This is a genomic window from Novosphingobium sp. (assembly GCF_036820275.1).
Classification (GTDB): domain Bacteria; phylum Pseudomonadota; class Alphaproteobacteria; order Sphingomonadales; family Sphingomonadaceae; genus Novosphingobium.
Genome location: NZ_DAISLT010000067.1, coordinates 1 through 21115 on the forward strand (window position 1 = coordinate 1; position 21115 = coordinate 21115).

The window sequence follows — 21115 nt, forward strand, 5'->3', positions numbered from 1 at the left end:
ATCGTATACCCTTCCTCTCAAGAGTTAGGGCCTCCGGCAATCCCGGTGCGGTTCACTTGAGCCCCAGCGGGCGTATGATACGAGAACGGCGAAAGTGTTCCCAAGCCATGTCCGACACGGCCGCCCCATCTCAGCCGCTCGACAGCTAGATTCCGTTTACCATTTGCTGACGGTCCGGTTAGAATCCTGCGATTCAGGTTCGACATCTCGATACGGCCTTGGAACGCAGGGCTATATTATCCCCTCGTTAAAAAGATCACGGTAAGCGGTGCCGGTAAAGCGTCAGCGGATAGAGCCTGAGCCCCGCGCCCTCAAGCAGCGCGGCGCAGCGGGTGATGATCGCGGCAAGGCAGCGGTCGGAGGGCCTCAGATGCGCTACGGCGATACGCTGGGCTGCGGCGATCCACGACAATAGCGTCAGTTCATCGTCTCCCAGGTAGAGCGCATCCGGACGCTGGATCACCAGTCCCTTGCGCCGCGCCAGATGGCGCAGGCGAACGAAGGCCGCGACGAGAGCATCGTCCACAGCGGGCTCGTTTTCGTCTCGCAGCATGGCCAGTACCCGGCGCTCGACGCGCGGGCGGCGGCGCAGCGCCCGGTTGCTGTAGGTCATGGTTGATCGCTCAACGCATGAAGAACTCGACGGGGACGACGAGTTCGATGGTTTCGCCTTTTACGTCTTCGGGCGGTTTGGGTAGCGGTTGTGCGCGCTTGGGGAGTGCCAGCGCCTCCTGGTCGAGCGAGCGAACGCCCGAGGAGCGCTCCAGCGAAACCGACAGCACTTTGCCCTGTCGGTCCATCGTGAAACGGATATAGGGCACGCCCTCCTTCCGGGCGAATTGCGCGTCGCGCGGGTAGCGTTTCACTTTGTCCAGTGCCCCGAGCACGAGGCCCTGCCAGGTGGGCTTGCCGCTGGACACTTGCGGGGCGGGAGGCGCCGGCTTGCTCACGGGGGCGGTCGTCTGCTTCACCGGCGGTCCGGGATCGACCGGCAGCGGCTTGGCGGGAGGCGCGGCCGCAACCACGTTGGTGATTGGTATTTCGATCCTGGGGGCCTCGATTTCCACCTTCTCGGGCCGAGGCTTCTGCCGATCCTTCTTGACCTGTTCGGGACCGGGCGGAACCTCGCGCACCGGCTCGGGCGGGGCAGCGGGCGGGGCGACGTTGAACGCCGCAATCGTCGCGGGGGGCGGCGGCGCGCTATAGGTCTGCCAGGTGAGGAACAGTCCCGCCAGGATCGTCAGGCCGATCGTTCCGGTGCCCCCCAGGCCCACGAGGCGCGTGCCAAGCGAGGCAGACTGATCGGCGTAGCGAGTACGCGCATGCTGATCGGGATCGGGCGACGGCTCGGGCTCCCGATCCACCGAAAGCGCGAGCGAAGACCGCCGCATGGCAAGGGAAGTGGTCATGAAGCGAAGCCCAGCAAGAAAATCATCGCCGTGCAGGCGACAGAAAGCGCCAGCAGCGCGGCACAAGTTCGGCCGAGATTGCGGGCGTGAAAAACCGTCATGGAAACGGCGGCGAAAAGGGCGAAGCTGGCCAGAGCGACGCCGGTCACCGCCTCCACCGCGTCGATGCTGCAGCGGATCAACAGGCGCGATGCCGCGACGGTGACCAGAGCCGTTACCGCATAGGCACCCAGCGTTCCGGCCGCGATGCGCAGCGCAAGCGAGAAGCGCGCGCCCGTCCTTCCGCTCATGAGCGCATCTCCGCCACGCGGCGCGCGCGGCGCGGAGGCGACGCCTGCGGGCGCGATGCCAGTTGCCATGCGGCAAAGGCCAGCGCGCCGGACAGGGCTGCCATGGTCATGTCGAAGCCGGCATAGACCCAGTCGCCCGCCATTACGCTGGCGACAAGGCCGCGCGTGGTCGTGAGTGCGTTGACGAGCGGCACCATGGCATAGAGCAAGGCGGCTGTCGCAAGACCCTCGATCCAGGCCCGCGCGGGCGGTCGCGACAGCACCCAGCCGAACAGTAGCCCCCAGGCGAGGAACAGGGTTTCGATTTCCCGATCGGCGCGATCCGCCGATGCGAAAGGTAGAAGGCGGTTGGCCAGAAAATAGGCGGCGATCCCCGCTACGGGACCGATCATCATCCCGATGTTGAGCCGCTCCACCAGCCTGAACCCCAAATGTGGCCTGGCAGGGTCCGGCAGACGGGTGCGGCGCTTCACGGTCCAGAGGATCAGGCCGGAGCCTACCATGGCCGTGCCGAGCACTCCGGAAAGGAAATAGAGCCAGCGCAGCAGCAGGTCGGCGAAGAGGCCGGTATGGATGTCGATCATGGTCGCCTGGGTGGCGCTCGCAGCGCCCCGCGCGGGACCGGCGGACAGCACGGTGCCGGTTGCGCCGTCGAGGTGGATGCTCTCGCGCCGGGACCCCAGGCGGTCGCGGCGAGGCCGAGCCGTGACGACGGCGGCGACATCGCCCGGATTGGCAATGGTGAAGAACGAGGGCGCAGCGCCGCCTGCTGCCAGCTCTGACTTTGCAATGAGGTCGCCGAACGGCAGTACGGGAGCCTTGCGCCCTTCCCTCTCCCGGTCGGGCGCCAAGGGATAGGCTGCCTGGGTGAAAGCCTTCTCGCTCGCGAAGTTCGCCGTGACCGGCCAGGGCATGAGCGTGAACAGGAGGCTGCACAGTCCGGTATAGGTGATCATCAGGTGAAACGGCAGCGCCAGCACGCCGGTGACGTTATGCGCATCCAGCCAGGATCGCTGGCCCTTGCGGAGCCGCAGCAGGAAGAAGTCGGCGAAGATCTTCTTGTGGGTGATCACGCCCGACAGGATCGCCACCAGCATGGCCAGCGCCGATATCCACACGATCAGCCGCGCCCATTGCGGCGGCATATGCGACAGTTCGAAATGGAAACGGTAGAGGAAGAAGCCGCCGCTGGTATCCCGCACCGAGATCTCGCGACCGGTCCGTTCGTCGAGGATCGCGCTGCCGGCTTCGCCGCCCTCTTCCCGGGGTCGCCACGAGACGCGCAGCGGCTTGCCGTCCCGCCCGGAAGGCAGCGAGACCATCCAGCTTGCCGCATCGGCGGCCTTCCGCTCCAGAAGGGTCTGGGCGGCTTGCAGAGCCTCGGCGCTCGGTGCGCCTCCGCGCAGTTCGGGCCGCATCCAGCGAGAGATCTCCTCCTGGAAATAGGCGGTCGTGCCGAACAGGAAGACGAGATACAGGATCCAGCCGGGCAGCAATCCCACCCAGGTATGAAGCGAGGCCATCGACTGGCGCAGCGACGAAGGACGAACGGCAGGCTTGCCGTCCGTCCTTTGCGCAAGGGGGGATTGCCGCAGGTTCATGCGCTTAGAAGCTGTAACGCACCGTGCCCATCACGTTTCTGGGCTGGCCGTAGACGCTCAGCGTATACATGCTCACGTAGTAGCTCTTGTCGAACAGGTTGTTGACGTTGACCGAGGCTGAGAGGTTGTCGTTGAACTCGTAGCGCGCCATCAGATTGGCCACGGCGTAGTCGCCCTGGGCAATGCGGAAAGTCTTGTAGGGATAGTAGGTCGCGCTGGTCCAGTTCACGCCGCCGCCTAAAGTGAGCGGCCGCTCCGCCACGTCGAAGCGATAGGTCGTCCAGAGCTTCACGGTGTCCTTGGGGATCTGGGTGAGCGAGCGCACACCCTCGGCATCGCGCGTTACGACATGGGTGTAGTTGGCCGAAACATTCCAGCCCGGCAGCACCTCGCCGTTGATCTCGGCCTCGATGCCGCGCGTCTTGGCGCCCTTGACCGGGCGGTAGGCCTGAACGTCGGTCGTGCCCGGCACGAGCAACCCGTCGTCCAGTTCGCCGACGTTGTCGCGGATCACCTGATAGAGAGCCACGCTGGCGTTCAGGCGTTCGTCGTTGAACGCGCCTTTCCAGCCGATCTCATAGTTCGAACCGATCACCGGCGGGAGGACATTTCCGTCGCGATCGAGGCTGGCTTGCGGCTGGAAGATATCCGCATAGCTGGCGTAGAGCGAGTGGTGCCGATCCAGATCGACGACCATGCCGGCATAGGGCGTGAACCTGCCCCGCGCCCGCGTATCGCCATAAGTCGAACCGCTGCCGCTTGGCAGAAGGACCATGTAGTTCCGGTAGTCGAAATTGGTGAGCCGCCCACCGAGGATGACGCTCACGCCGTCGACCGGCTTCAGCCGTGCCGACGCATTGATGCCCTGCTGCTTGTAGTAGAAGTATTGCGTCAGTGCCGGCGTGTAGCTTTCCGGCTCGGGAAACTGATTGTTCCAGGTATAGTAGTTGATGACTTTGCTGCCGGTGCCGGACGATGCGGCATAGTCGTTATAGTATCGATTGTAGTTGTAGCTGACATAAAGTTCATGCTCCCGACCGAACAGGTGCAGCGGGCCGGAGAGCGAGGCAAGAACGCCTTGCTGATCCTGCTTCGCATAGCCGTAGGAAGCATCCACGTTCGCCAAGCCGGTTTCCTCGTTCAGGCTCGCATTGACCGAACTGGGCTGATAGCGCGCGCTCTTGAAGTTGCGCTCCACCGTCATGAAGTTCGCGTTGGCCTTGAACACCCAGTCGTGCGGCAACCGCTGTTCGAGCGCCACGGCATAGTTGTAGGTGTCGAAGTCATCGCCGCCCCAGGGCGCACCGGTGCTGTAGGAGCGCGGGAAATTCGTCTGCTTTCCGTTGCTGAAGACCCCGGGGACGCCAGGCGCGCCGCTCGGACGATAGCGCTGGTAATCGATACTGCCGCGCACCAGCGTCGTGTCGGTCACGTCGGCCTCGATCACACCGTAGAGCAAGCTGCTCTTCTGGCTGTAGCCGTCCATGAAGGTGTCGTTGTCCTGCGCCATCGCCACCGCGCGCGCGCGGATGGCGCCGCTTTCCACCAGCGGCCCGGAAATGTCCGCCTCGGCGCGGTAGAAGCTCCAGGAGCCGACGTTGGTCTGGAGATAGCCCTGCAGTTCGCGGGTCGGGCGCTTGCGGATCAGGTTGACCAGGCCGCCGGGATCGCCCGCCCCCGTCATCAGACCGGTAGCACCGCGCAGCACCTCCACGCGATCATAAAGCGCGGTATCGAGAGCGGTCTGCGGCACCGTGCGAGTGGTGTTCTGCACTTGCGTCAGCACGCCGTCGTACTGGAAGCTGTTGACCGCGCCGCCGCGCGCCGAGATGCCGAAGCGCTCGCCGCCGTCGCGGGTCAGATTGATCCCCGGCGTCTGCTGGAGCACGTCGGTGATGGAAACCAGACGCTGGTCATCCATCCGCTCGCGCGTGATCACGCTGATGGACTGCGGCGTTTCGCGCAGGGTCAGCGCCAGCCCGGTGGATGTGCCGCTTGGACCGCGCGTGGTGTAGGATCGGGTGCCTTCCGTGGCGGCGACATCGCTGGTCAGGATCGCCTCACCCGCGCCGCCCTCGCCCGAGCCCGAGACCTGAACCGGCCCAAGTTGGATCGCGTCGTCCTGCGCGCCTTCCGGAGCCTTGACGAGCGCGATCGACCGCCCGTCAATCTGGCGCCAGGTAACACCCGTTCCGGTAAGCAGGCGGCTGAGCGCCTCAAACGAAGACAGGCTGCCCGACACCCCCGGGCTCTGCCGACCGGCCACGACGCCTTGATCGGCTGTCACCCGCATGCCGGACTGGAAGCCGAAGGCCATGATCGCCGATTCAAGAGACTGCCGAGGAATATCGAACTGCGCCCGCCCCTGAGACGCGTTCACGGTCTGGGCCGAGGCAGGCAGGGCAGGCACCATCGCCGCCGCGCTGGCGCCAATCATCAGCGCCCTGATAAATGCATTTGCTCGCTGAACAGGCAGCGAGGACGAAACTTCACGCATGAAACCCCCGGGATCGTTAGTTCAAGACGGCATCTGCGATTGATTTGCAATAGCCGTTCATGGACATGACGAAGCCCGAGGCGGGATTGTCTCACGCCCTCGACAAAAAAATTTACGGCTGACGGTCTGGCGCGGACACGAGAATGAGCCACGGCGTAATCCGGGTCATCGTCGCGCCGCTGGCATCCAGCAAAGTCTCCAACGAGCCGACCGGATCGGCGAGGTCGTAAACGCCCGTCACGCGCGCTGTCCTCAGCGCCTCTCCGCGCAGGATAACCCGGCCCGGGAAATGCCGTTCGAGCACTTCGACGACATCGGCGACGCTGGCATTGCGCACGGCCAGCCGCCCCGAGCGCCAGGCCCCGATCTCCAACGGGCTGATAGCGAGGACCGTAGCCCTGCCGGTCCGCCGATCGAGCGACAGACGCTGTCCGGGCTTCAGGGCCGCCGCTAACCGGCTGCCGCCCTCACCCTCGACCCGAACGGAACCACGGGCGACGCTGACGCTCAAAGTCTCGTCGGTCATCGCCACATCGAACGCGGTGCCGGTAACCGTGACCGTCATGTCCTGGGCTTGCACGGTAAAGGGGCGCGCGGAATCATGCGCCACGTCGAACCAGGCTTCGCCTTCGAGAAGCCCGATATGGCGGCGGCTCCGGTTGAAGTCCTGGGAAATCGCGCTGCCCGCACTTAAGATCACCTGCGAGCCGTCCTCGAGCGCGAAGTGCTCGATCTTGCCGGTCCCACTCACATGATCGGCGCGAAGCTGGAGCAGGACCTGAGGGCCGGCCACCACCGCCACCAGAACGGCGGCGACTGCGCTCAGGCCGGCGCGTTTCATGGCGCGCGAACGAGGGCCCGCCGGACGCGCCTTTCGCCGGGACGGCGCGGCGACGGCGGGCAAGTCGTTCCGGCGGGCCTGCCAGTCGGCGCGATGAACCGGTTCGGTCTGCCGCGCGAGGGCGATCGACTCCTCCAGCAACGCCCAACCCGCCCGGTGCGCGTCATCCCTCGCCAGCCAGGTTTCGAAGGCGCCGCGAAGCTCGATATCCTCGGGATCGTCCTGAAGACGCAGGTGCCAGTCGGATGCTGCGAGCAGCACCTCTTCCGGAAGCCGGGCGTCGCTTCGGTTTTCGGGTAAGGCCATCACGGACGTTCCGCCTCGCCAGGCGACCACGCGCGGCAGCCTGCTCCACCCTTATGACGAGTGCCGAAGGCCGCTGTCTCACGCCGCATTGTCATCGTCCTTCATGCGGATCCGCTCCACGGCGCGCATGACCTGAAGCATCGCCTCCTGGACCAGCCGGTGCGCGGTGGCGCGGGAAACTTCAAGCTGCTGCGCAATCGCCGCGGAGGACAAGCCTCCGAAAACGCTCATCTCGTAAGCGCGGCGCGTTCGCTCCGGAAGCCCCCCCAGTGCCGCGAGGACGATCCGGGCTTCGTCGTTGCAGATCAGTTCGTCTTCGGCGGAAGCTGCCAGCGGGCAAGGGTCGCGGGTAAGCGCATAAGCCGCGTCGCGCCGCTGCTCAGCCGCGCTGCGCCGGGTCCAGTCCAGAGCTATATTGCGCACGATCCGGTACAAGTAGCCGACCGGCGTCCGCAGGCCGAGCAGCAGGGGCGGCCGCGTGGGCACGAAGCGGAAGTAGGCTTCCTGCACGACATCCTCGGCATTGTCGCGCGATCCGACGATCGGTGTCGCGTAATCGACCAGAGCAGGCCGATGCTCGGCATAGATGCGCAAGCGGGCCTGTGCGCTGTTCAACTCGCTTTGCCTTTCCGAACCGTTGCTTCGCAGGCGCATCCTGCAAGCCTCGCCATAGATTATTGCGAAAGGTTTGCAATATGTAAGCCGCGACAAGTCTCACCCATCATCGAGAAACAGACGGGCGCCGCAGCCGCTACCGATCGGAGTGAAGATATTGTTCTAGCTGCAGCTGAATGATCCGACCCTTATGAGACACTCACCCTCCAATTTTCGATCCCCAGGTGCTGACGATCCATTTTCCCGGCAATAGCCGACCAACATACGCCGTTTGCCGGCAGAGACAGGAGCGGCCGCTTGTTTCGTCGAGCCGTCGTTCGCCTGCTCTTGTGCCGCCCGCGCTTCAGGCATTCGGTGAGAGCATCGCCGTTTGCGAGGCGGCGTCTTTTACCACCAGAGAGAGATTTTCAATGAAGTCCTCTGCAGCGCGCGAAGGGCGCAAGGCGGTCAAACGTCGCCACCCGATTCGTCTGCGCGGTGCATTCCTAATTGGGATGCATATGAGTGGCGATTGTCGTCCCATGAGTTGGATGCCCGACAGAAGCAGAACATAATCACTTGCAAGTGCGATAATCTCTTGGGCTGCTAGATCACTGGTCGTGATACAGGTTGTCGGCCATGGCATGGCTGCGGCGCTGAACATGGTCTCGACAAGGTGATGGAAACGGCTGCCGCTTCCCGGCAGTATCCACGATGCATCGGAGAGTCGGTGCAAATCAATTTCACGGCACATGCTCAGGCGATGGCCGGGTCGAACGCCGATCGATAGCCCTTCCTCAATCAAGGTGCATTCGGTGAGGTGAGCGGGGCAACCGTGCAGGTCGGCAACCGGACCAACCAGGATGTCGATCTCTCCCAATTCAAGTGCAGGAACCAAGTCTGCATCTAACCCTTCGCGAATGCTGATGGATGGGCCCCTGCCTGTTGCGGCCAGGCGGGCACAGGCTAGGGGCACAACTCCTGCCATCGTGCTGGGCGTGGCACCAATCGTCAGTTGACCGCCATCCCCGTGAGCAAGGGAGGTGATTTCTCGCTCAGCGTCTTGCATGATATTCACTGTTCCGGCGGCGGCGCGTGCGAGAATTTCTCCTGCTTTGGTGATGACCGCGCCGCGCGGGCCGCGTTGGAACGGCTCTGTGCGCAGGGCATGCTCCAACGCTGCGATGCTTTTCGAGACAGCCGGCTGACTGATATCGATCGCGACCGCGGCGCGATTGAACGAGCCGTGTTCGGCCACTGCAAGAAGCGCTCGCAGCTGTCGGAGGTCAACGTCCATCGCCAGAATCCTATTCCATAGGGTTATAACGTTCTCAGAACATAGAACTAGGCGAAATATCAGCCGCCTGCCAGACGGATCCAGCAAAGCGAAGTCCTCCGCACGTGAGGTATCAGCGATGGAGTGAGAGATGTCTGATTTGCAGGAGTTTCTGCGGAATTGCTGGTATGTTTTCGCCGTTACGGAAGAGCTAGCTGAAAACCAGATGTTGTCCCGCACCATATTGGGGGAACCCATCATTGTGTTTCGGAATCCGCAGGATGAATGGAGCGCAATGTCTGATCGATGCCCCCACCGTTTCGCGCCCCTCAGTCGTGGAGATCTGACTGATGGCATTGTGACCTGTGCCTATCACGGTCTCGCCTTCGATGCGTCCGGTCTCTGTAAACACAATCCGCATGGACCCGTCAGCAAGGCACTTACGATCAGGACATATCCCGTCCGGCTTGAAGGTCCACTGCTTTGGATTTGGATGGGAGATAAGGAGTTAACCTCAGTTACGCCGGTTCCGGCTTACGACTGGAGCTACGACGGCAGCCATTATATCGGCATGGGGTACATTCACGGTTTGGCGCACTATGAACTGATGTCGGATAACATCCTCGATCTCAGCCACATCGAATACCTGCATCCCTTGCTCGGCTCCGATGCGGTGAGCAAGGCGAAAGTGCATGTCGATAGCTCGGAAGATCGGGTGGTAACGACCCGGTCGATGAAATCCGAATACCTTTCGGCACCGCTCGCCCGCACCTATCGAACCAATGGCGCGCCGGTCGATCGGGATCTACGGGTTGAGTGGAGGGCGCCGGCCTTGATGGAGTTGACGGTTACCGTGACGCCGCTTGTACCTGAAGGCGCACCGGCACGAGGGTCGCGCACGTTGCACCTGTTTACTCCGGAGACGCCCAATTCCACGCACTATTTTTACGTTTGTGGCATGGACCGGGAGACTACCCCTCCGGAGATCGCCGATGGCTTCCGCGGGGCTCTCGAGAAGGTCTTCATAATGGAAGACAAGCCCATGATCGACGCACAGCAAGGGCGGATCGGGCTGGGCGTGGACATTATGGATTTGAAGCCGGCCATGCTGGCGATCGATCGGGCCCCGGTTCTGGCTCGCAGAATACTTAAATCTCAAATTCAGGCCGAAGTGACCCCAGAACCCGCTTGAAACGCACTGCGACTAGTGGGCTGAAAGCCGCCCTCCGACGCCAGCCCGGGAATGACGCCAATGTCCCACGACGCGGCATTCGCCGTCAGCGAAACCGACCCTTCCAAGACGCTCAACACCCGAATCTCGCTCCCTACGTGCAGACCGTCCGCTAATCCGGCAGGTGTCGACCAGAATACGCCGTTCACCAGTGGCGGTGCCACCGACTGCTGTCGCCATGACCTGCCGTTCGCGTAGTGTGTTGCCTCGATCCGCTCAACGCTGCTGCTCGGGCGTGCCAGCGGTGCGAAATCCGATGAGGAGGCGCGCTCATCCGGCGCGCCTCCCAGGACCTCAATCAGCGATCTTGATCACGATCTTCCCGACATGCCCGGCATTCTCAAGCGCAGAATACGCTGCTTCGGCCTCTTCGAACGAGTAGACTTGATCGATTTCAGGCTTGATCCCTGTCGCGACGAGCGATCGTAGGGTCGAGACCGGCCCCACGTAGATGCCTTGCAGGGTGATGCGCTTGCGCAAGATGGCGCTTGTATCGACGGGGCCATCAAATCCGGTCAGCACGCCCATCAACGAGATGCGGCCATTGCCGCGTACGGCATGGAGCGTCTGACTGAGCGTGGCGGGGCCAGCGACATCGACAGCGATGTCCGCGCCAAGGCCATCGGTCAGGCTCAAAACCTCTGCGGCCCAATCCGGCGTCTTCTTGTAATTGATCACCTCGTCGGCACCGAGCGCGCGGGCACGCTCCAGCTTTTCATCCGAACTCGACGTGATGATGACGCGTGCGCCCGCCTTCTTGGCAAGCTGCAGCGCGAAGATTGACACGCCGCCGGTGCCGAGCAGCAGCAGCGTCTCACCCGGCTGGAGCGGACGGCGCTCGAACAGCGCGGACCAGGCGGTGACACCCGCGCACGGCAAGCAGGACGCCTCCTCGAAGGTCATGCCATCGGGGATCTTCACGATGGCGTCGGCGGGCACAATCATGCGGTCGCGCAGCACGCCCTCCAACTCGCCGCCGAGGCTCGTTTCCTGCTTGGCTATGCTGAAGTCGCCCTCGATCCAACCGATCATGAAGCCGATGACCACCCGGTCGCCGACGGCGAAGCCTTCGACGTCATCGCCAAGCGCAGAAATGACGCCGGCACCATCGGAGCCTGGCACGACGCCTGGACCGCCTGCCTGCAGCAGATCGCGGTAGTTCAGCGAAGCAGCCTTGAGATCGACGACAACCTCGCCGCGCTTGGGACTGACTTCCGGCGCCTCTTCGAGCTTCAGCTTCGGACTGGACTGACCGGTGGTGATATAGCGTCGCATGGGATCTCCTTTTCGGAGCGTTCAAATAGGCCTATATCGACCATTATATAAGTACGCACAAAATGAGCATGTACTATCATGAATGATACTGTCGTAGAACGTCGGAACCGGCGTAAGGCCGGTCGAACAGGGTGTGCTGTCGAGGCGACCCTTTCGGTCATCGGCGGTGTTTGGAAGCCTGTTCTCCTTTTCCACCTGTTGGAGGGAAAGCTGCGCTTCAATGCGCTCTGCCGGCTCACCCCCTCAGCCACCGCACGAATGATAACGCTCCAGCTGCGCGAACTGGAAGCTGACGGCATCATCAACCGCATCGTCTATCCTGAAGTCCCGCCAAGGGTGGAGTATGAGTTGACCGAACTTGGACGCTCGTTGGCGCCGATCCTGCTCACGATGCGTGATTGGGGCGAGAAGATGCAAGCGCTGGACACCAAAGCAGCCTGAGATCGTCAGCGGGTCACCGTCAGGCCATCATCGCTCGTGCCCTTGATCGGGATCGGCACATCACTGGACCTGTCGATCCCGTTTCGATGCGACTCGTTGAGCGGGGGGCGGTCTGTAGATGGGTCAGGTGCCGGCCATGAAGGCCTTGAAACGTCCCATCCACTCCGGATGCCAGCGTGACAGTGCTGGTCGGTTGGCGATCATGTCCTCCATCGCCCATCGGATCCGGAGACGATCCATCTCCGGCGTCACCGCGCCGTCCGGGCAGAGAATGTAGAAGTCGCCGCGCCGGAAGCAGCCGTCGAAGTGGTCAATCAGCTGCTTGGCTGTCCAGGCTTCTTCGGGTTTTGCACTGCCCTCGGGCTTGAGCGCGACGTTCATCGGTGTCCATGTGTAGCCGGGAACGAACAGGTGCGCGGTCATTTTCTCACCCACTGCCACGCGAAGTTCGTGAGCGAGTTGCTCGGTCAGCACCTTCACACCCGCCTTGGCGGCGGAATAGGCGGCATTGCCCGGAGGTGTCGTGATGCCCTCCTTCGACCCAAGGTTGACGACGGCCGATCGGCCCTCCTGTGCCAGCATGCGCGGCACGAAGATCGATTGGGCGGTGACGATCGAGAAGAGGTTCATGTCGAGCTGATGCCGCCAAGCGGCGACGTCGCCCCACGGACCGGCGCCGGAAATTACGCCCGCATTGTTCATCAGCAGGGCGACCTCGCCGAAGTCGCCGTAGGCGGTCGTGCACAGGGTTTGCAGGTCGTCGGCGGACGTCACGTCGCCAACGACCGCACGCACTGCGGTCGTTTCGCCTATGTCACGTTCGAGTTTGCCAAGCGCATCGGCATCGCGGTCGAACAGGCACAGCCGCATGCCCAGAGCGGCGTAGTGCCGTGCTGCCGCCGCCCCTATGCCAGCTGCCGCGCCGGTGATGACCGCCACCCGTCCGGGCGACAGGATGTCGTCGTTCATTTGTTGTCCTTTCAGATTTGGCTGACCACGCCTCTTCATGTCGCGCTCTCGGCTGTTTGCTGGCCACGCACCGAATCTGCCCGGGTCTCGCTCACCGCAATCGAGAGGACCATTACCAGCAGGCCACCGCATGCCAGCACAGCACCGACGAGGCCTGTCGATTGCCAGCCGTAGCCGGCAGAAATTGCGAGCCCGCCCGTCCACGCGCCGATTGCGTTCGACAGGTTGAAGGCAGAATGGTTCATCGACGCCGCCAACGACTGCGCATGGCTCGCCACCTCCATCAAACGCGACTGGAGCGCAGGAACCAGCGCGAAACCTACGCCGATCATGAACAGCGCTGCCGCTGCAAGGATCGGCGTGCCCGCTGCGAAGGTGAAGGCGGCGAGAAAGACCACGTTCCAGACAATGATGCCGAAGATCGCGGGGATGAGCGCGCGGTCGGCCAGCCAACCGCCGGCAACATTGCCGACGCACATACCCAAACCCCAGAGCGCCAGGAATAGCGGGACGCTGCTTTCGGAAACTCCGGTCGCCTCGGTCAGCGTGGGAGTGATGTAACTGTAGACGGAGAACATTCCTCCGAACCCGATGGTGGCCACGGCGAGCGTCAGCCAGATCTGCCCGCTCTTGAAGGCCGACAACTCGCGCAGCGGGCTGGCCTCCGGATCGGCAGGCACTTGCGGGACAAGGGCGCGCAGCAGCACGATCAGAACAGCGCCGCCCAGAGCCACAACCGCAAAAGCCGCTTCCCAGCCAAATGCCTGTCCCAGCCAGGTCGTGAGCGGCACGCCGATCAGGTTGGCCGCCGCGAGGCCGAGCATGACACGGCCTATGGCCTGTGCGCGCTGCGATCGGGGGACCATCGCGGCCGCGACAATCGAGGCCGTGCCATAATAGGCGCCGTGCGGCAGACCGGCGAGGAAGCGTGCGGCGGCGATGCCGAAGAAGCCTGGCGCAACGGCCGAGGCGGCGTTACCGATCAGTACAATGAGGCCAAGCAGCATCAGCAATCGCCGCTTCTCCATCCGCGCAGTTGCGAGGGCGAGCAGCGGCGAGCCGATGACAACCCCCAGTGCATAGGCGCTGATGAAATATCCGGCATCGGGGATCGACACCGCAGCTGACTTTGCCATGCCGGGCAGTAGTCCCATAGCTGCGAACTCACCGGTTCCGATGAAGAGGCCGCCGAGGCCAAGAGCGATCTGTGCGAGCGCAAGTCCGCGTGGTGGGGTGGTGACGTCGTTATTTTTCATGATCGAGAATCTTTTGTACTTCGCCGCCTTTAGGCGGACCTCGCGACAGGGATGAAGCGGGAGCGAGTCTTCCCACTGATCATCATCGGGCAGGTGCAGCGGCGCGCACCATGGTCATTCCGGGCAGTCGCCAGGGCGTGTGTAGTCGCCCCAGCATCACGCTCGTGATCCATGGTCGGGGTCCTTGCTGTCCGCTTATTGGCCGATGCCGCCGCGCCGTCTGATTGCCTCATAACCGGCGATAGACGCGAATGATGCCTCTTCGTTATTCAACAGAGCGTGCTATTCTGCTCACGCATTCAAAATCGAGGTTACAAGGTGAAGCTGTCGCGTTCAGATTTGGGAGATCTCAACGTCTTCATGATGCTGGCGCGCGCAGGCGGGTTCCGAAAGGCCGCGCTTGACCTGGACGTCTCCGCATCTGCTCTGAGTCACGCGCTGCGCGGTCTGGAGACCCGCCTCGGTGTTCGCCTCATCAATCGCAACGCGCGCAGCGTCACGCTGACCGCTGCAGGCGAGGAACTGCTTTCAAGGCTGGAAGCCGGCTTCGGAGAGATTGCCGCCGGCGTAGAGGGGCTCAACCGTTACAGGGCCAGTCCCTCCGGCCGCCTTAGGATCAATGTGCTGAGCGATGCGGCGCGGCTCCTGCTGGGCCCGGTATTTGCCGACTACACTGTTGCCCATCCCGACGTCGATCTGGAGGTCGTGGTGCAGGATACGATGATCGACATCGTGGGTGAAGGTTTTGACGCCGGCATCCGCTTCGGCGGACGCGTGCCCGAAGACATGATCGCCGTGCCCGTCAGTGAGCCGCTCCTATGGGTGATGGTCGCCTCGCCTGCCTATCTGGAGATATATGGCGAACCGGCAAATCCCGACGATCTAAAGGAGCACAAATGCATCGGCATGCGCACAGGCACCGGCGCGATCTACCATTGGGAGCTCGGGAACGGAGCGGCGGCCCAAACAACTAATCCGGATTGGTCGGTCGTAGTGAGCGAGTCCGCACTTGCTATAGATATTGCGCTGGGAGGCGGCGGTATCGCCTACTGTCTTCGCAACCGGATCGCGCCTCTGATTGACGCGGGCCGCCTCCGAGAAGTTCTCCCAACTTGGTCATCGATGGGCGAGGCTTTCCACATCTACTATCCAAGTCGCCGCCAGCAGCCTGAAGCCCTGCGAACCCTGATCACGATGCTGAAGCAGACGCGTCATACGAGGCTCGCGGAGAGTTGAGTTTTGACTGATGAGTATAAAGGGTAGTGTCCTCGCAGCCTGCTATCGATAGCAGGCTGTCACTTATCGCGTTCATCACGCTCGTCGCTAATACCTGCTCTCAGCCAATGCGGACCTTGAAGTGGCGAGGTTTCATGCCGCTCGGAGCCCTGCTGCATTACGGCAACTGTCAGGCATGTACTCAATCCAGAAAACGGACTGCACACCCGCCGATTTTCAGCAAATTTGAGGTCGTAGTTCCGCTGCTCGCCTGCAACGACATGCCCTCCAGCAAGGTATTCAACCCGCCGGCAAGAGCATCGACATCCGCATCGGCCGGCAGCTGGCCATCGCCCACGCCTCGGATCAATCGATCGCGAAATGCCTGCTCCGTTTGCTTGCGCAGCGCCTTGAGTGCGTCAGCGACATCGGCAGCATCGTCGGGAATGTTCACCGCTGCCGTCACTACCAGACAGCCGCACGGCACGTCCTGCAACGTCAGAATGCGCGCGGCTGACGCGAAAAAGTTCGACACAGCCAGCCTGACATCCGGCTCGGCTGCCATCTCGTCGCGATTCCCATCCCAGTAGGTCCGCTCGTAATGGTCGACCGCAGCCATGAAGAGCTGCGCCTTGTTACCGAACTCACCGTACAGACTAGGCGGATTGATCCCCATGGCGGCGCAAAGCTGCGAGATCGACGCCGGGGCGAAGCCATGGCGCCAGAACACGCCAAGTGCCTTCTCAAGCGCGGCCTCGCGATCAAAGCGGGCCTTACCCTTGCTGCGGTGGAGCGCGATTTTCGCTTCGGTCGGCATGATGCTCTCTTACGTTCCCGCCAATTTTTGACGGCAAGGGGTTGACTGTTTGTATCGATCACTACAAATAAAGACTTGTAGCGCGCATTACAAATAGACTCGCACAGCCGCATTGCAAGCGGCTCAACCACAGAGAGATATGATGGCTAACCTTTTCGATCCGCTCGACCTGCGGAGTGTCCGGCTGCGCAATCGCCTCGCGCTATCGCCGATGTGCCAGTACGAAGCCGTCGACGGCTTCGCGAACGACTACCACCTCGTCCACTATGGCAAGTTCGCCTTGGGCGGCTTCGGACTTGTGATGGTCGAAGCTACCGCCGTCACACCGGAAGGCCGGATTACCCATGGCGACCTTGGCCTGTGGGACGATGCACAGATCGAAGGCCTCGCACGCATCGTTTCGATGGTGAAGTCGCAAGGCGCCACCCCGGCGATCCAGATCGCCCATGCCGGTCCCAAAGCGAGCATGCAGCGCCCCTATTATGGCGACGGCCCGCTGACCGATGAGGATTTCGCCCGCGGCGACCATCCCTGGAAGGTCGTGTCGGCCAGCGCGATCCCGGTCGATGATGGCTGGCTCACCCCCGAGGAACTGGATGCTGATGGCCTTGCGCGCATTCGCGGCGCCTTTGCCGACACGGCGCACCGCGCTCTAGTTGCCGGTTTCGAGGTACTCGAACTGCACGCCGCGCATGGCTATCTGCTCAACTCCTTCCTGTCGCCGCTGACGAACCAACGTACCGACGCCTATGGCGGCAGCCTGGAAAACCGCATGCGACTTCCGCTTGAGATCGCCCGCGAACTTCGCGCGATCTGGCCCGAGGACAAGCCGCTCTTCGTCCGTATTTCCGCCGTCGATGGTAGCCGCGACGGGGTGACCATCGAGGACAGCGTGATCCTTGCCCGTGAACTCGCAGCTATTGGTGTTGACGTCCTCGACGTATCGTCCGGCGGCGTCGGCCGCACCTATGATCACCCCAACGGTTACGGCCATCAGGTGCCCTATGCGGCGCAGATCTCGCGGGATGCGGGCATACGCACGATGGCGGTCGGGCTTATCGTCACGCCTGACCAAGCCGCCGCTGTCGTCGCCAATGGCCAGGCCGATCTGGTCGCTATCGGACGCGAGGCACTTCACGATCCGCACTTCCCGCATCGTGCCGAGCGGGCGCTCGGAGCCTCCAATACAGAAACCCCATTCGATAGCTGGGTGCCTCAGATCGGCTGGTGGCTCAATGCACGCGAGCGCAAGATCCGGCGGCTCGACGGTGCCGCTCTGGCAGAGCAGGCAGTTTAAATCCTGACGGGACCACAGGCCCGTAGCGAGCAGGGATAATCATCGCGTATCGGCAACCGGGTGTAACCACTCGCTCGCCGATGCGGCAACCATCCCGGACACCCAGTCGATGAACGCGCGGGCCTGAGGCGCCAAGTGCTGCCGGTTGGGATACATGATCGACAGCGCGTCAAGACCGCAGGCCTCGGCCTGCGCGGACAACTCCTCGCAGCTCGATGCTCCGCGCAGAAACGAGAAGTGGGACGCGCACTGGAGTTCGACGTAGGGATAATCACCTTGCGCCATTTGCTCCACATATGTTCTTGCGCAGGTGAGCGTCAATCAACGGCCGGCGCAAGCCATCCGAAGAGGGCATAGGGAGTGACTATGGCAATACCAAATCTGGTTATTTGACCCTCTTATGGGCGCATGACATCCACGCCCGGAAGAACGAAAAACGAGGGAGTTTCAGGGATGAAGAGCAAGATCGGTTTTCTGGCGCTGGTAAGCGCAGTGATCGTGCTGCCGCAAGGCGCGACCGCGCAACCGGCCGATTATCCCGCGCCCGCGCCAGCGAGCGCTCCTAAGGAGCCAGGTGCCATTGCGCTGTACGGTGCCCAAACGCCCGGAAGGAGCGAAACCGAAGTCTGGTCGCGCTATTTCGGCAAGGATTATTCTGTTCGCAACGTTACCCGCCCCACCCTGACCCCCGTCCTTCCCGACCCGGCCAAAGCCACCGGGACTGCGGTCATCGTTGCCCCGGGCGGCGCGTTCATGGCGCTCTCCATGTCTCACGAAGGCTGGGACGTGGCGCAGGCCCTGGCCGATCACGGGATCGCCGCTTTTGTCCTGAAGTACCGCCTCCTGCCCACACCAAAGGACGAACAGGAAGCCGGCAAATACATCTGGGCGAAGATGTCCGCCGGCCTGCCGGATCCCACGATGATGCCCACACTTTCCAATCCGCAGGCGACCGAGGACGGTCTTGCCGCCCTGAAACTGGTTCGCGACAATGCCGCCCAATGGCACATCGATCCCGCGCGCATCGGCATGATCGGCTTCTCTGCCGGGGCAATGACGTCACTCCAAACCGTCCTGGCATCAAAGCCCGGCGAACAGCCGGCATTCTTCGGCTACATCTATGGCCCGCAGGCGCGGATCGATGTGCCTGCAGATGCTTCACCGATGTTCGATGCCATCGCCCTCGACGATCCCCTGTTTCCTTCGATGGGCTTCCCCATCGCGCAGGCGTGGCAAACGGCCAAGCGCCCAGTTGAAATTCACGGCTATCAGCAAGGCAGCCATGGCTTCGGGCTCGGCAAGCCGAACACAACGACCACTCTCCTCATGGACGAGTTCACCGCATGGCTATCGATGCAGGGCTTCATGTCCGCGAGAAAAGAACAGTGACCTCTTGTCCTGTTCGCCTTGGTGCAGTTTGACGATCATGGAGCCCGCAGGGCCGCCTGATGCCTCCCATACTCGGCTGAGCCATGCCGCGGCTCGGCTCACCTCCTCTACCCAAAAGGGCTAGGCCATCTACGCCGTCCGGGTTACCTTCCCTCCATCGCCAGCGAGCTGCGAACTGGAGCGCTTTTGCGAGATTCATGGGGTACTGCTGAGCGACAAGGTCATCGCCTACAAGCAGCTCGAGCATTGGAGACTGGGGCCGCAAGGCCAGAAGGAGAGCGCTCCGGCGGCATTGTCAGACGAAAGCGGCTGAAAGGTCGGAGAGGCTTATGGCCTCGCCCCTCCGCCGATGCAGCGGCCTTGCGGATCGCGCCAGTTTCCCATTGCTCGATCAGCGCTGCGCCATCTTCTGCATGAAGCGCTCGAGATCAATGATGGCCCGTTCATGTTTGCCTTCACCGATCAGGCCATGATCGTCGCTACAGGAAACATGGAAGTGGAGCGCCCTGCCGGCCACTTCGGTAAGTTCGATCGATGCCGTGACGATTCCGGCCAACCGGCGTGGCCGAGATATGGGACACATCAACATGTGTGCCCACTGTGCGCTGGGCATTCGTGAGATAAGGCCTGAGACCCTGGATACAGGTCTGTTCGATGAATCCGATCATCATGGCGGTCGCGAACACCGGAGGCATGTCGCTGAAGCCGGTCCACCCCTGGCCCAGTTCGGGCACCGTATGGCGAGGCATGACAAGCATGGATTCCGTATGCCGCAGACCGATCGGTAAGGGCGTCGCGGCCGGGGCCGATGTCATATGACATCTCCAAGGCGCATGTTGATCGGCCACCTGACCGTCCGGCGCTGATCCGGATCGCCCCAAAGCTTCAAGATGTCTTGGGCAAACGCCTCAAGCAATCGCTCCTGGCCAGCCTCCCGGGCACGGCGCGCAGCCGACCAGGTCGAAATATAGCCCAGAAATTCTGGCGCCGACCAATGACGCTCGATTTCGAGACGGGGGGGAGGCAGTTCCCGGAACGGAAAGTCGATACCGGCATAGCCCTCATCCACCAACTTACGCTCAGGCGGCCAGAAGCGCCCAACCTCGTCATGGTAGAAAGTCAGGAAGCGGTCGTTCAGACCCGGGTCGAGCTGGGCTACCCCATAGCTGATAAGGGCAAGAAGGCCTTCGGGCACGGCGACCCGGCGTACCTGCTCGTAAAATGCCGGAAGGTCGAACCAGTGCGCGGCCTGCGCGGCTGTGATGAGGTCCACGCTGCGATCTGGCAGGTCGATCCGCTCCGCCGGGCCGACTTCGTATCGGACGCGCTCGTACGCCTGCGCGTGATTGATCTGATCGGCACTTGGATCGGTTCCGACCACCGTCTCGAAGTGAGCGGCGAGCTGTCGGGTGAACTGGCCGGTCCCGCAACCTACATCGAGCGCGACGTTCCCGCCCGGTGCGATTTCTCCGAGCAGGCGTGCAAGATCGTCGGGGTAGTCAGGACGAAACCGCGAATAGGCTTCACCGCCCTGATCAAACCAGTTTTGAGCCGTGATCGGCATAGATCAATTCCTTTGCGGATATGCGGAGCGGGAAGCAGCAGCGTCGCTGAGCCGTACGCTGAAAGCGCGTCGGTCCAGCGCATCGATGGTGTCGCTCAGGACTTTACGGACGGGATGTCCGATTTCGTCCTCAAGCGTGTCTATGGCCGCGAAGATGCTCTCCCAATGCGTGATGACGACGGCGAGCAATGCCTCCCCCATGGGGGTAAGCCGCACTTCCGATTTACGGCCATCGGGCAGCGGGGATCGCTCAAGCAAGCTGGCATCGATCATCAGCGCGACCGTCTGGCTCACAGCGCCCTGCGTCAGATGACAGGTGTCGCGGATTTCGGTGACAGTGCGTGCGCCTGCAGCGATAGCACGGAGTATGGGCGTATAGCGCGGGCGATAATCCAGGCCGAGCTGCTGATATCGCAGCTCGGAACCGCGATCGACTATTTCCATAAGGTGGCGTAGCAGCTCTCCGAGTCCAGGTTCAATCCTTGCCATGCCCACCACTTACATTAGCGCTAATGCAATTTCAAGATCGGGATCGATCTCTTGGCATGAGCTAGGTGCCGAGATGTTGCATGGAGTGGTCTGGGATAGTGCTACGGGGCGAGGATAACTGCTTTGGTCGTTAGCGGATGCTCATTCACCGCCCCAGCAAGGGCGTAAATGGTCGCCACCTGCTGTATAGCGGACCTTCTGCACCTAGGAACGCATATTTGGCGGCGGAACGACCGGGAAGGGTCGCGACTTGCCGATGGCGCCGTGCCCGCCCCCGACCAAGATGCCATTCTTGTTCAAGCTGCGGGCCTGCCCCCGCTGCTGCGATACGTCAGTGCAGCAATTCCATACTGCGCGT

General features: G+C 62.5%; 22 protein-coding genes. 5 read left to right on the forward strand and 17 right to left on the reverse strand.

Features of this window, described 5'->3' with window-relative positions; genetic code table 11:
* Positions 1 to 256 precede the first annotated feature (256 nt).
* The 8 genes from V7066_RS27660 to V7066_RS27695 all read right to left on the reverse strand — a co-directional run bounded on the left by V7066_RS27660 (position 257) and on the right by V7066_RS27695 (position 8835).
* Entirely contained in the window at positions 257 to 613 is a 357-nt protein-coding gene (locus V7066_RS27660; RefSeq protein WP_334186141.1) for a hypothetical protein, read from the reverse strand.
* Positions 614 to 623: 10 nt separating this feature from the next.
* Entirely contained in the window at positions 624 to 1409 is a 786-nt protein-coding gene (locus tag V7066_RS27665) for an energy transducer TonB family protein (RefSeq protein WP_334186142.1), read from the reverse strand.
* Positions 1406 to 1699: a hypothetical protein gene (locus V7066_RS27670; RefSeq protein WP_334186143.1), complete on the reverse strand. Its 294-nt coding sequence runs from the start codon at positions 1697 to 1699 to the stop codon at positions 1406 to 1408. The genes V7066_RS27665 and V7066_RS27670 overlap by 4 nt, the downstream gene beginning before the upstream one ends.
* Positions 1696 to 3300, reverse strand: a complete 1605-nt coding sequence (locus V7066_RS27675) for a PepSY-associated TM helix domain-containing protein (RefSeq protein WP_334186144.1) — start codon at positions 3298 to 3300, stop codon at positions 1696 to 1698. The genes V7066_RS27670 and V7066_RS27675 overlap by 4 nt, the downstream gene beginning before the upstream one ends.
* Positions 3301 to 3304: 4 nt before the next feature.
* The gene (locus V7066_RS27680; protein WP_334186145.1) at positions 3305 to 5737 is read right to left on the reverse strand and encodes a TonB-dependent siderophore receptor; all 2433 of its coding nucleotides are present in this window, start codon (positions 5735 to 5737) and stop codon (positions 3305 to 3307) included.
* A 172-nt stretch (positions 5738 to 5909) separates the two neighbouring features.
* On the reverse strand, positions 5910 to 6944 hold the full coding sequence (locus V7066_RS27685; RefSeq protein WP_334186146.1) for a FecR family protein: 1035 nt from the start codon (positions 6942 to 6944) through the stop codon (positions 5910 to 5912).
* A 78-nt stretch (positions 6945 to 7022) separates the two neighbouring features.
* Complete coding sequence (locus tag V7066_RS27690) at positions 7023 to 7559, reverse strand: sigma-70 family RNA polymerase sigma factor (protein WP_334186147.1); 537 nt, start codon at positions 7557 to 7559, stop codon at positions 7023 to 7025.
* 343 nt (positions 7560 to 7902) lie between these two features.
* The gene (locus tag V7066_RS27695) at positions 7903 to 8835 is read right to left on the reverse strand and encodes a LysR family transcriptional regulator (RefSeq protein WP_334186148.1); all 933 of its coding nucleotides are present in this window, start codon (positions 8833 to 8835) and stop codon (positions 7903 to 7905) included.
* Positions 8836 to 8965: 130 nt separating this feature from the next.
* Between V7066_RS27695 and V7066_RS27700 the strand changes: the two genes are divergently transcribed.
* Positions 8966 to 10006, forward strand: coding sequence for an aromatic ring-hydroxylating dioxygenase subunit alpha (locus V7066_RS27700; protein ID WP_334186149.1), 1041 nt, complete (start codon positions 8966 to 8968; stop codon positions 10004 to 10006).
* Between the two features lie 333 nt (positions 10007 to 10339).
* Here V7066_RS27700 and V7066_RS27705 read toward each other — a convergent pair whose 3' ends face one another.
* Positions 10340 to 11320 (reverse strand): zinc-dependent alcohol dehydrogenase family protein, encoded by a 981-nt coding sequence (locus tag V7066_RS27705; protein ID WP_334186150.1) that lies wholly within the window; start codon positions 11318 to 11320, stop codon positions 10340 to 10342.
* 78 nt (positions 11321 to 11398) lie between these two features.
* Between V7066_RS27705 and V7066_RS27710 the strand changes: the two genes are divergently transcribed.
* Positions 11399 to 11761, forward strand: a complete 363-nt coding sequence (locus V7066_RS27710; protein ID WP_334186151.1) for a winged helix-turn-helix transcriptional regulator — start codon at positions 11399 to 11401, stop codon at positions 11759 to 11761.
* Positions 11762 to 11884: 123 nt separating this feature from the next.
* Here V7066_RS27710 and V7066_RS27715 read toward each other — a convergent pair whose 3' ends face one another.
* Together V7066_RS27715 and V7066_RS27720 are read right to left on the reverse strand one after the other, a co-directional pair.
* Complete coding sequence (locus V7066_RS27715) at positions 11885 to 12730, reverse strand: SDR family NAD(P)-dependent oxidoreductase (RefSeq protein ID WP_334186152.1); 846 nt, start codon at positions 12728 to 12730, stop codon at positions 11885 to 11887.
* Between the two features lie 35 nt (positions 12731 to 12765).
* On the reverse strand, positions 12766 to 13986 hold the full coding sequence (locus V7066_RS27720; protein WP_334186153.1) for an MFS transporter: 1221 nt from the start codon (positions 13984 to 13986) through the stop codon (positions 12766 to 12768).
* Between the two features lie 318 nt (positions 13987 to 14304).
* On the opposite strand from V7066_RS27720, the gene V7066_RS27725 reads away from it, so the two are divergent.
* Complete coding sequence (locus tag V7066_RS27725; protein ID WP_334186154.1) at positions 14305 to 15222, forward strand: LysR family transcriptional regulator; 918 nt, start codon at positions 14305 to 14307, stop codon at positions 15220 to 15222.
* Positions 15223 to 15403: 181 nt separating this feature from the next.
* On the opposite strand, the gene V7066_RS27730 is transcribed toward V7066_RS27725, so the two are convergent.
* Positions 15404 to 16018 carry a TetR/AcrR family transcriptional regulator gene (locus tag V7066_RS27730; protein WP_334186155.1) on the reverse strand — a complete coding sequence of 205 codons (615 nt, stop codon included), beginning with the start codon at positions 16016 to 16018 and terminating at the stop codon, positions 15404 to 15406.
* A gap of 142 nt (positions 16019 to 16160) precedes the next feature.
* On the opposite strand from V7066_RS27730, the gene V7066_RS27735 reads away from it, so the two are divergent.
* The gene (locus V7066_RS27735) at positions 16161 to 17315 is read left to right on the forward strand and encodes an NADH:flavin oxidoreductase/NADH oxidase (RefSeq protein ID WP_334186156.1); all 1155 of its coding nucleotides are present in this window, start codon (positions 16161 to 16163) and stop codon (positions 17313 to 17315) included.
* Positions 17316 to 17354: 39 nt separating this feature from the next.
* Here the strand turns inward: V7066_RS27735 and V7066_RS27740 are convergent, their stop codons facing one another.
* Entirely contained in the window at positions 17355 to 17600 is a 246-nt protein-coding gene (locus V7066_RS27740; protein ID WP_334186157.1) for a hypothetical protein, read from the reverse strand.
* A 168-nt stretch (positions 17601 to 17768) separates the two neighbouring features.
* Between V7066_RS27740 and V7066_RS27745 the strand changes: the two genes are divergently transcribed.
* Positions 17769 to 18704: an alpha/beta hydrolase gene (locus V7066_RS27745; protein ID WP_334186158.1), complete on the forward strand. Its 936-nt coding sequence runs from the start codon at positions 17769 to 17771 to the stop codon at positions 18702 to 18704.
* A gap of 391 nt (positions 18705 to 19095) precedes the next feature.
* Here the strand turns inward: V7066_RS27745 and V7066_RS27750 are convergent, their stop codons facing one another.
* From V7066_RS27750 to V7066_RS27760, 4 genes are read right to left on the reverse strand one after another with little or no spacing between them, the layout of a single operon-like run.
* The gene (locus V7066_RS27750) at positions 19096 to 19260 is read right to left on the reverse strand and encodes a thioesterase family protein (RefSeq protein ID WP_334186159.1); all 165 of its coding nucleotides are present in this window, start codon (positions 19258 to 19260) and stop codon (positions 19096 to 19098) included.
* Complete coding sequence (locus tag V7066_RS28860; RefSeq protein ID WP_442947390.1) at positions 19184 to 19519, reverse strand: thioesterase family protein; 336 nt, start codon at positions 19517 to 19519, stop codon at positions 19184 to 19186. The genes V7066_RS27750 and V7066_RS28860 overlap by 77 nt, the downstream gene beginning before the upstream one ends.
* Positions 19516 to 20268, reverse strand: a complete 753-nt coding sequence (locus V7066_RS27755) for a class I SAM-dependent methyltransferase (protein WP_334186160.1) — start codon at positions 20266 to 20268, stop codon at positions 19516 to 19518. Before V7066_RS27755 ends, V7066_RS28860 begins: the two co-directional genes overlap by 4 nt.
* A gap of 3 nt (positions 20269 to 20271) precedes the next feature.
* Positions 20272 to 20757 carry a MarR family winged helix-turn-helix transcriptional regulator gene (locus tag V7066_RS27760; RefSeq protein WP_334186161.1) on the reverse strand — a complete coding sequence of 162 codons (486 nt, stop codon included), beginning with the start codon at positions 20755 to 20757 and terminating at the stop codon, positions 20272 to 20274.
* Positions 20758 to 21115 lie beyond the last annotated feature (358 nt).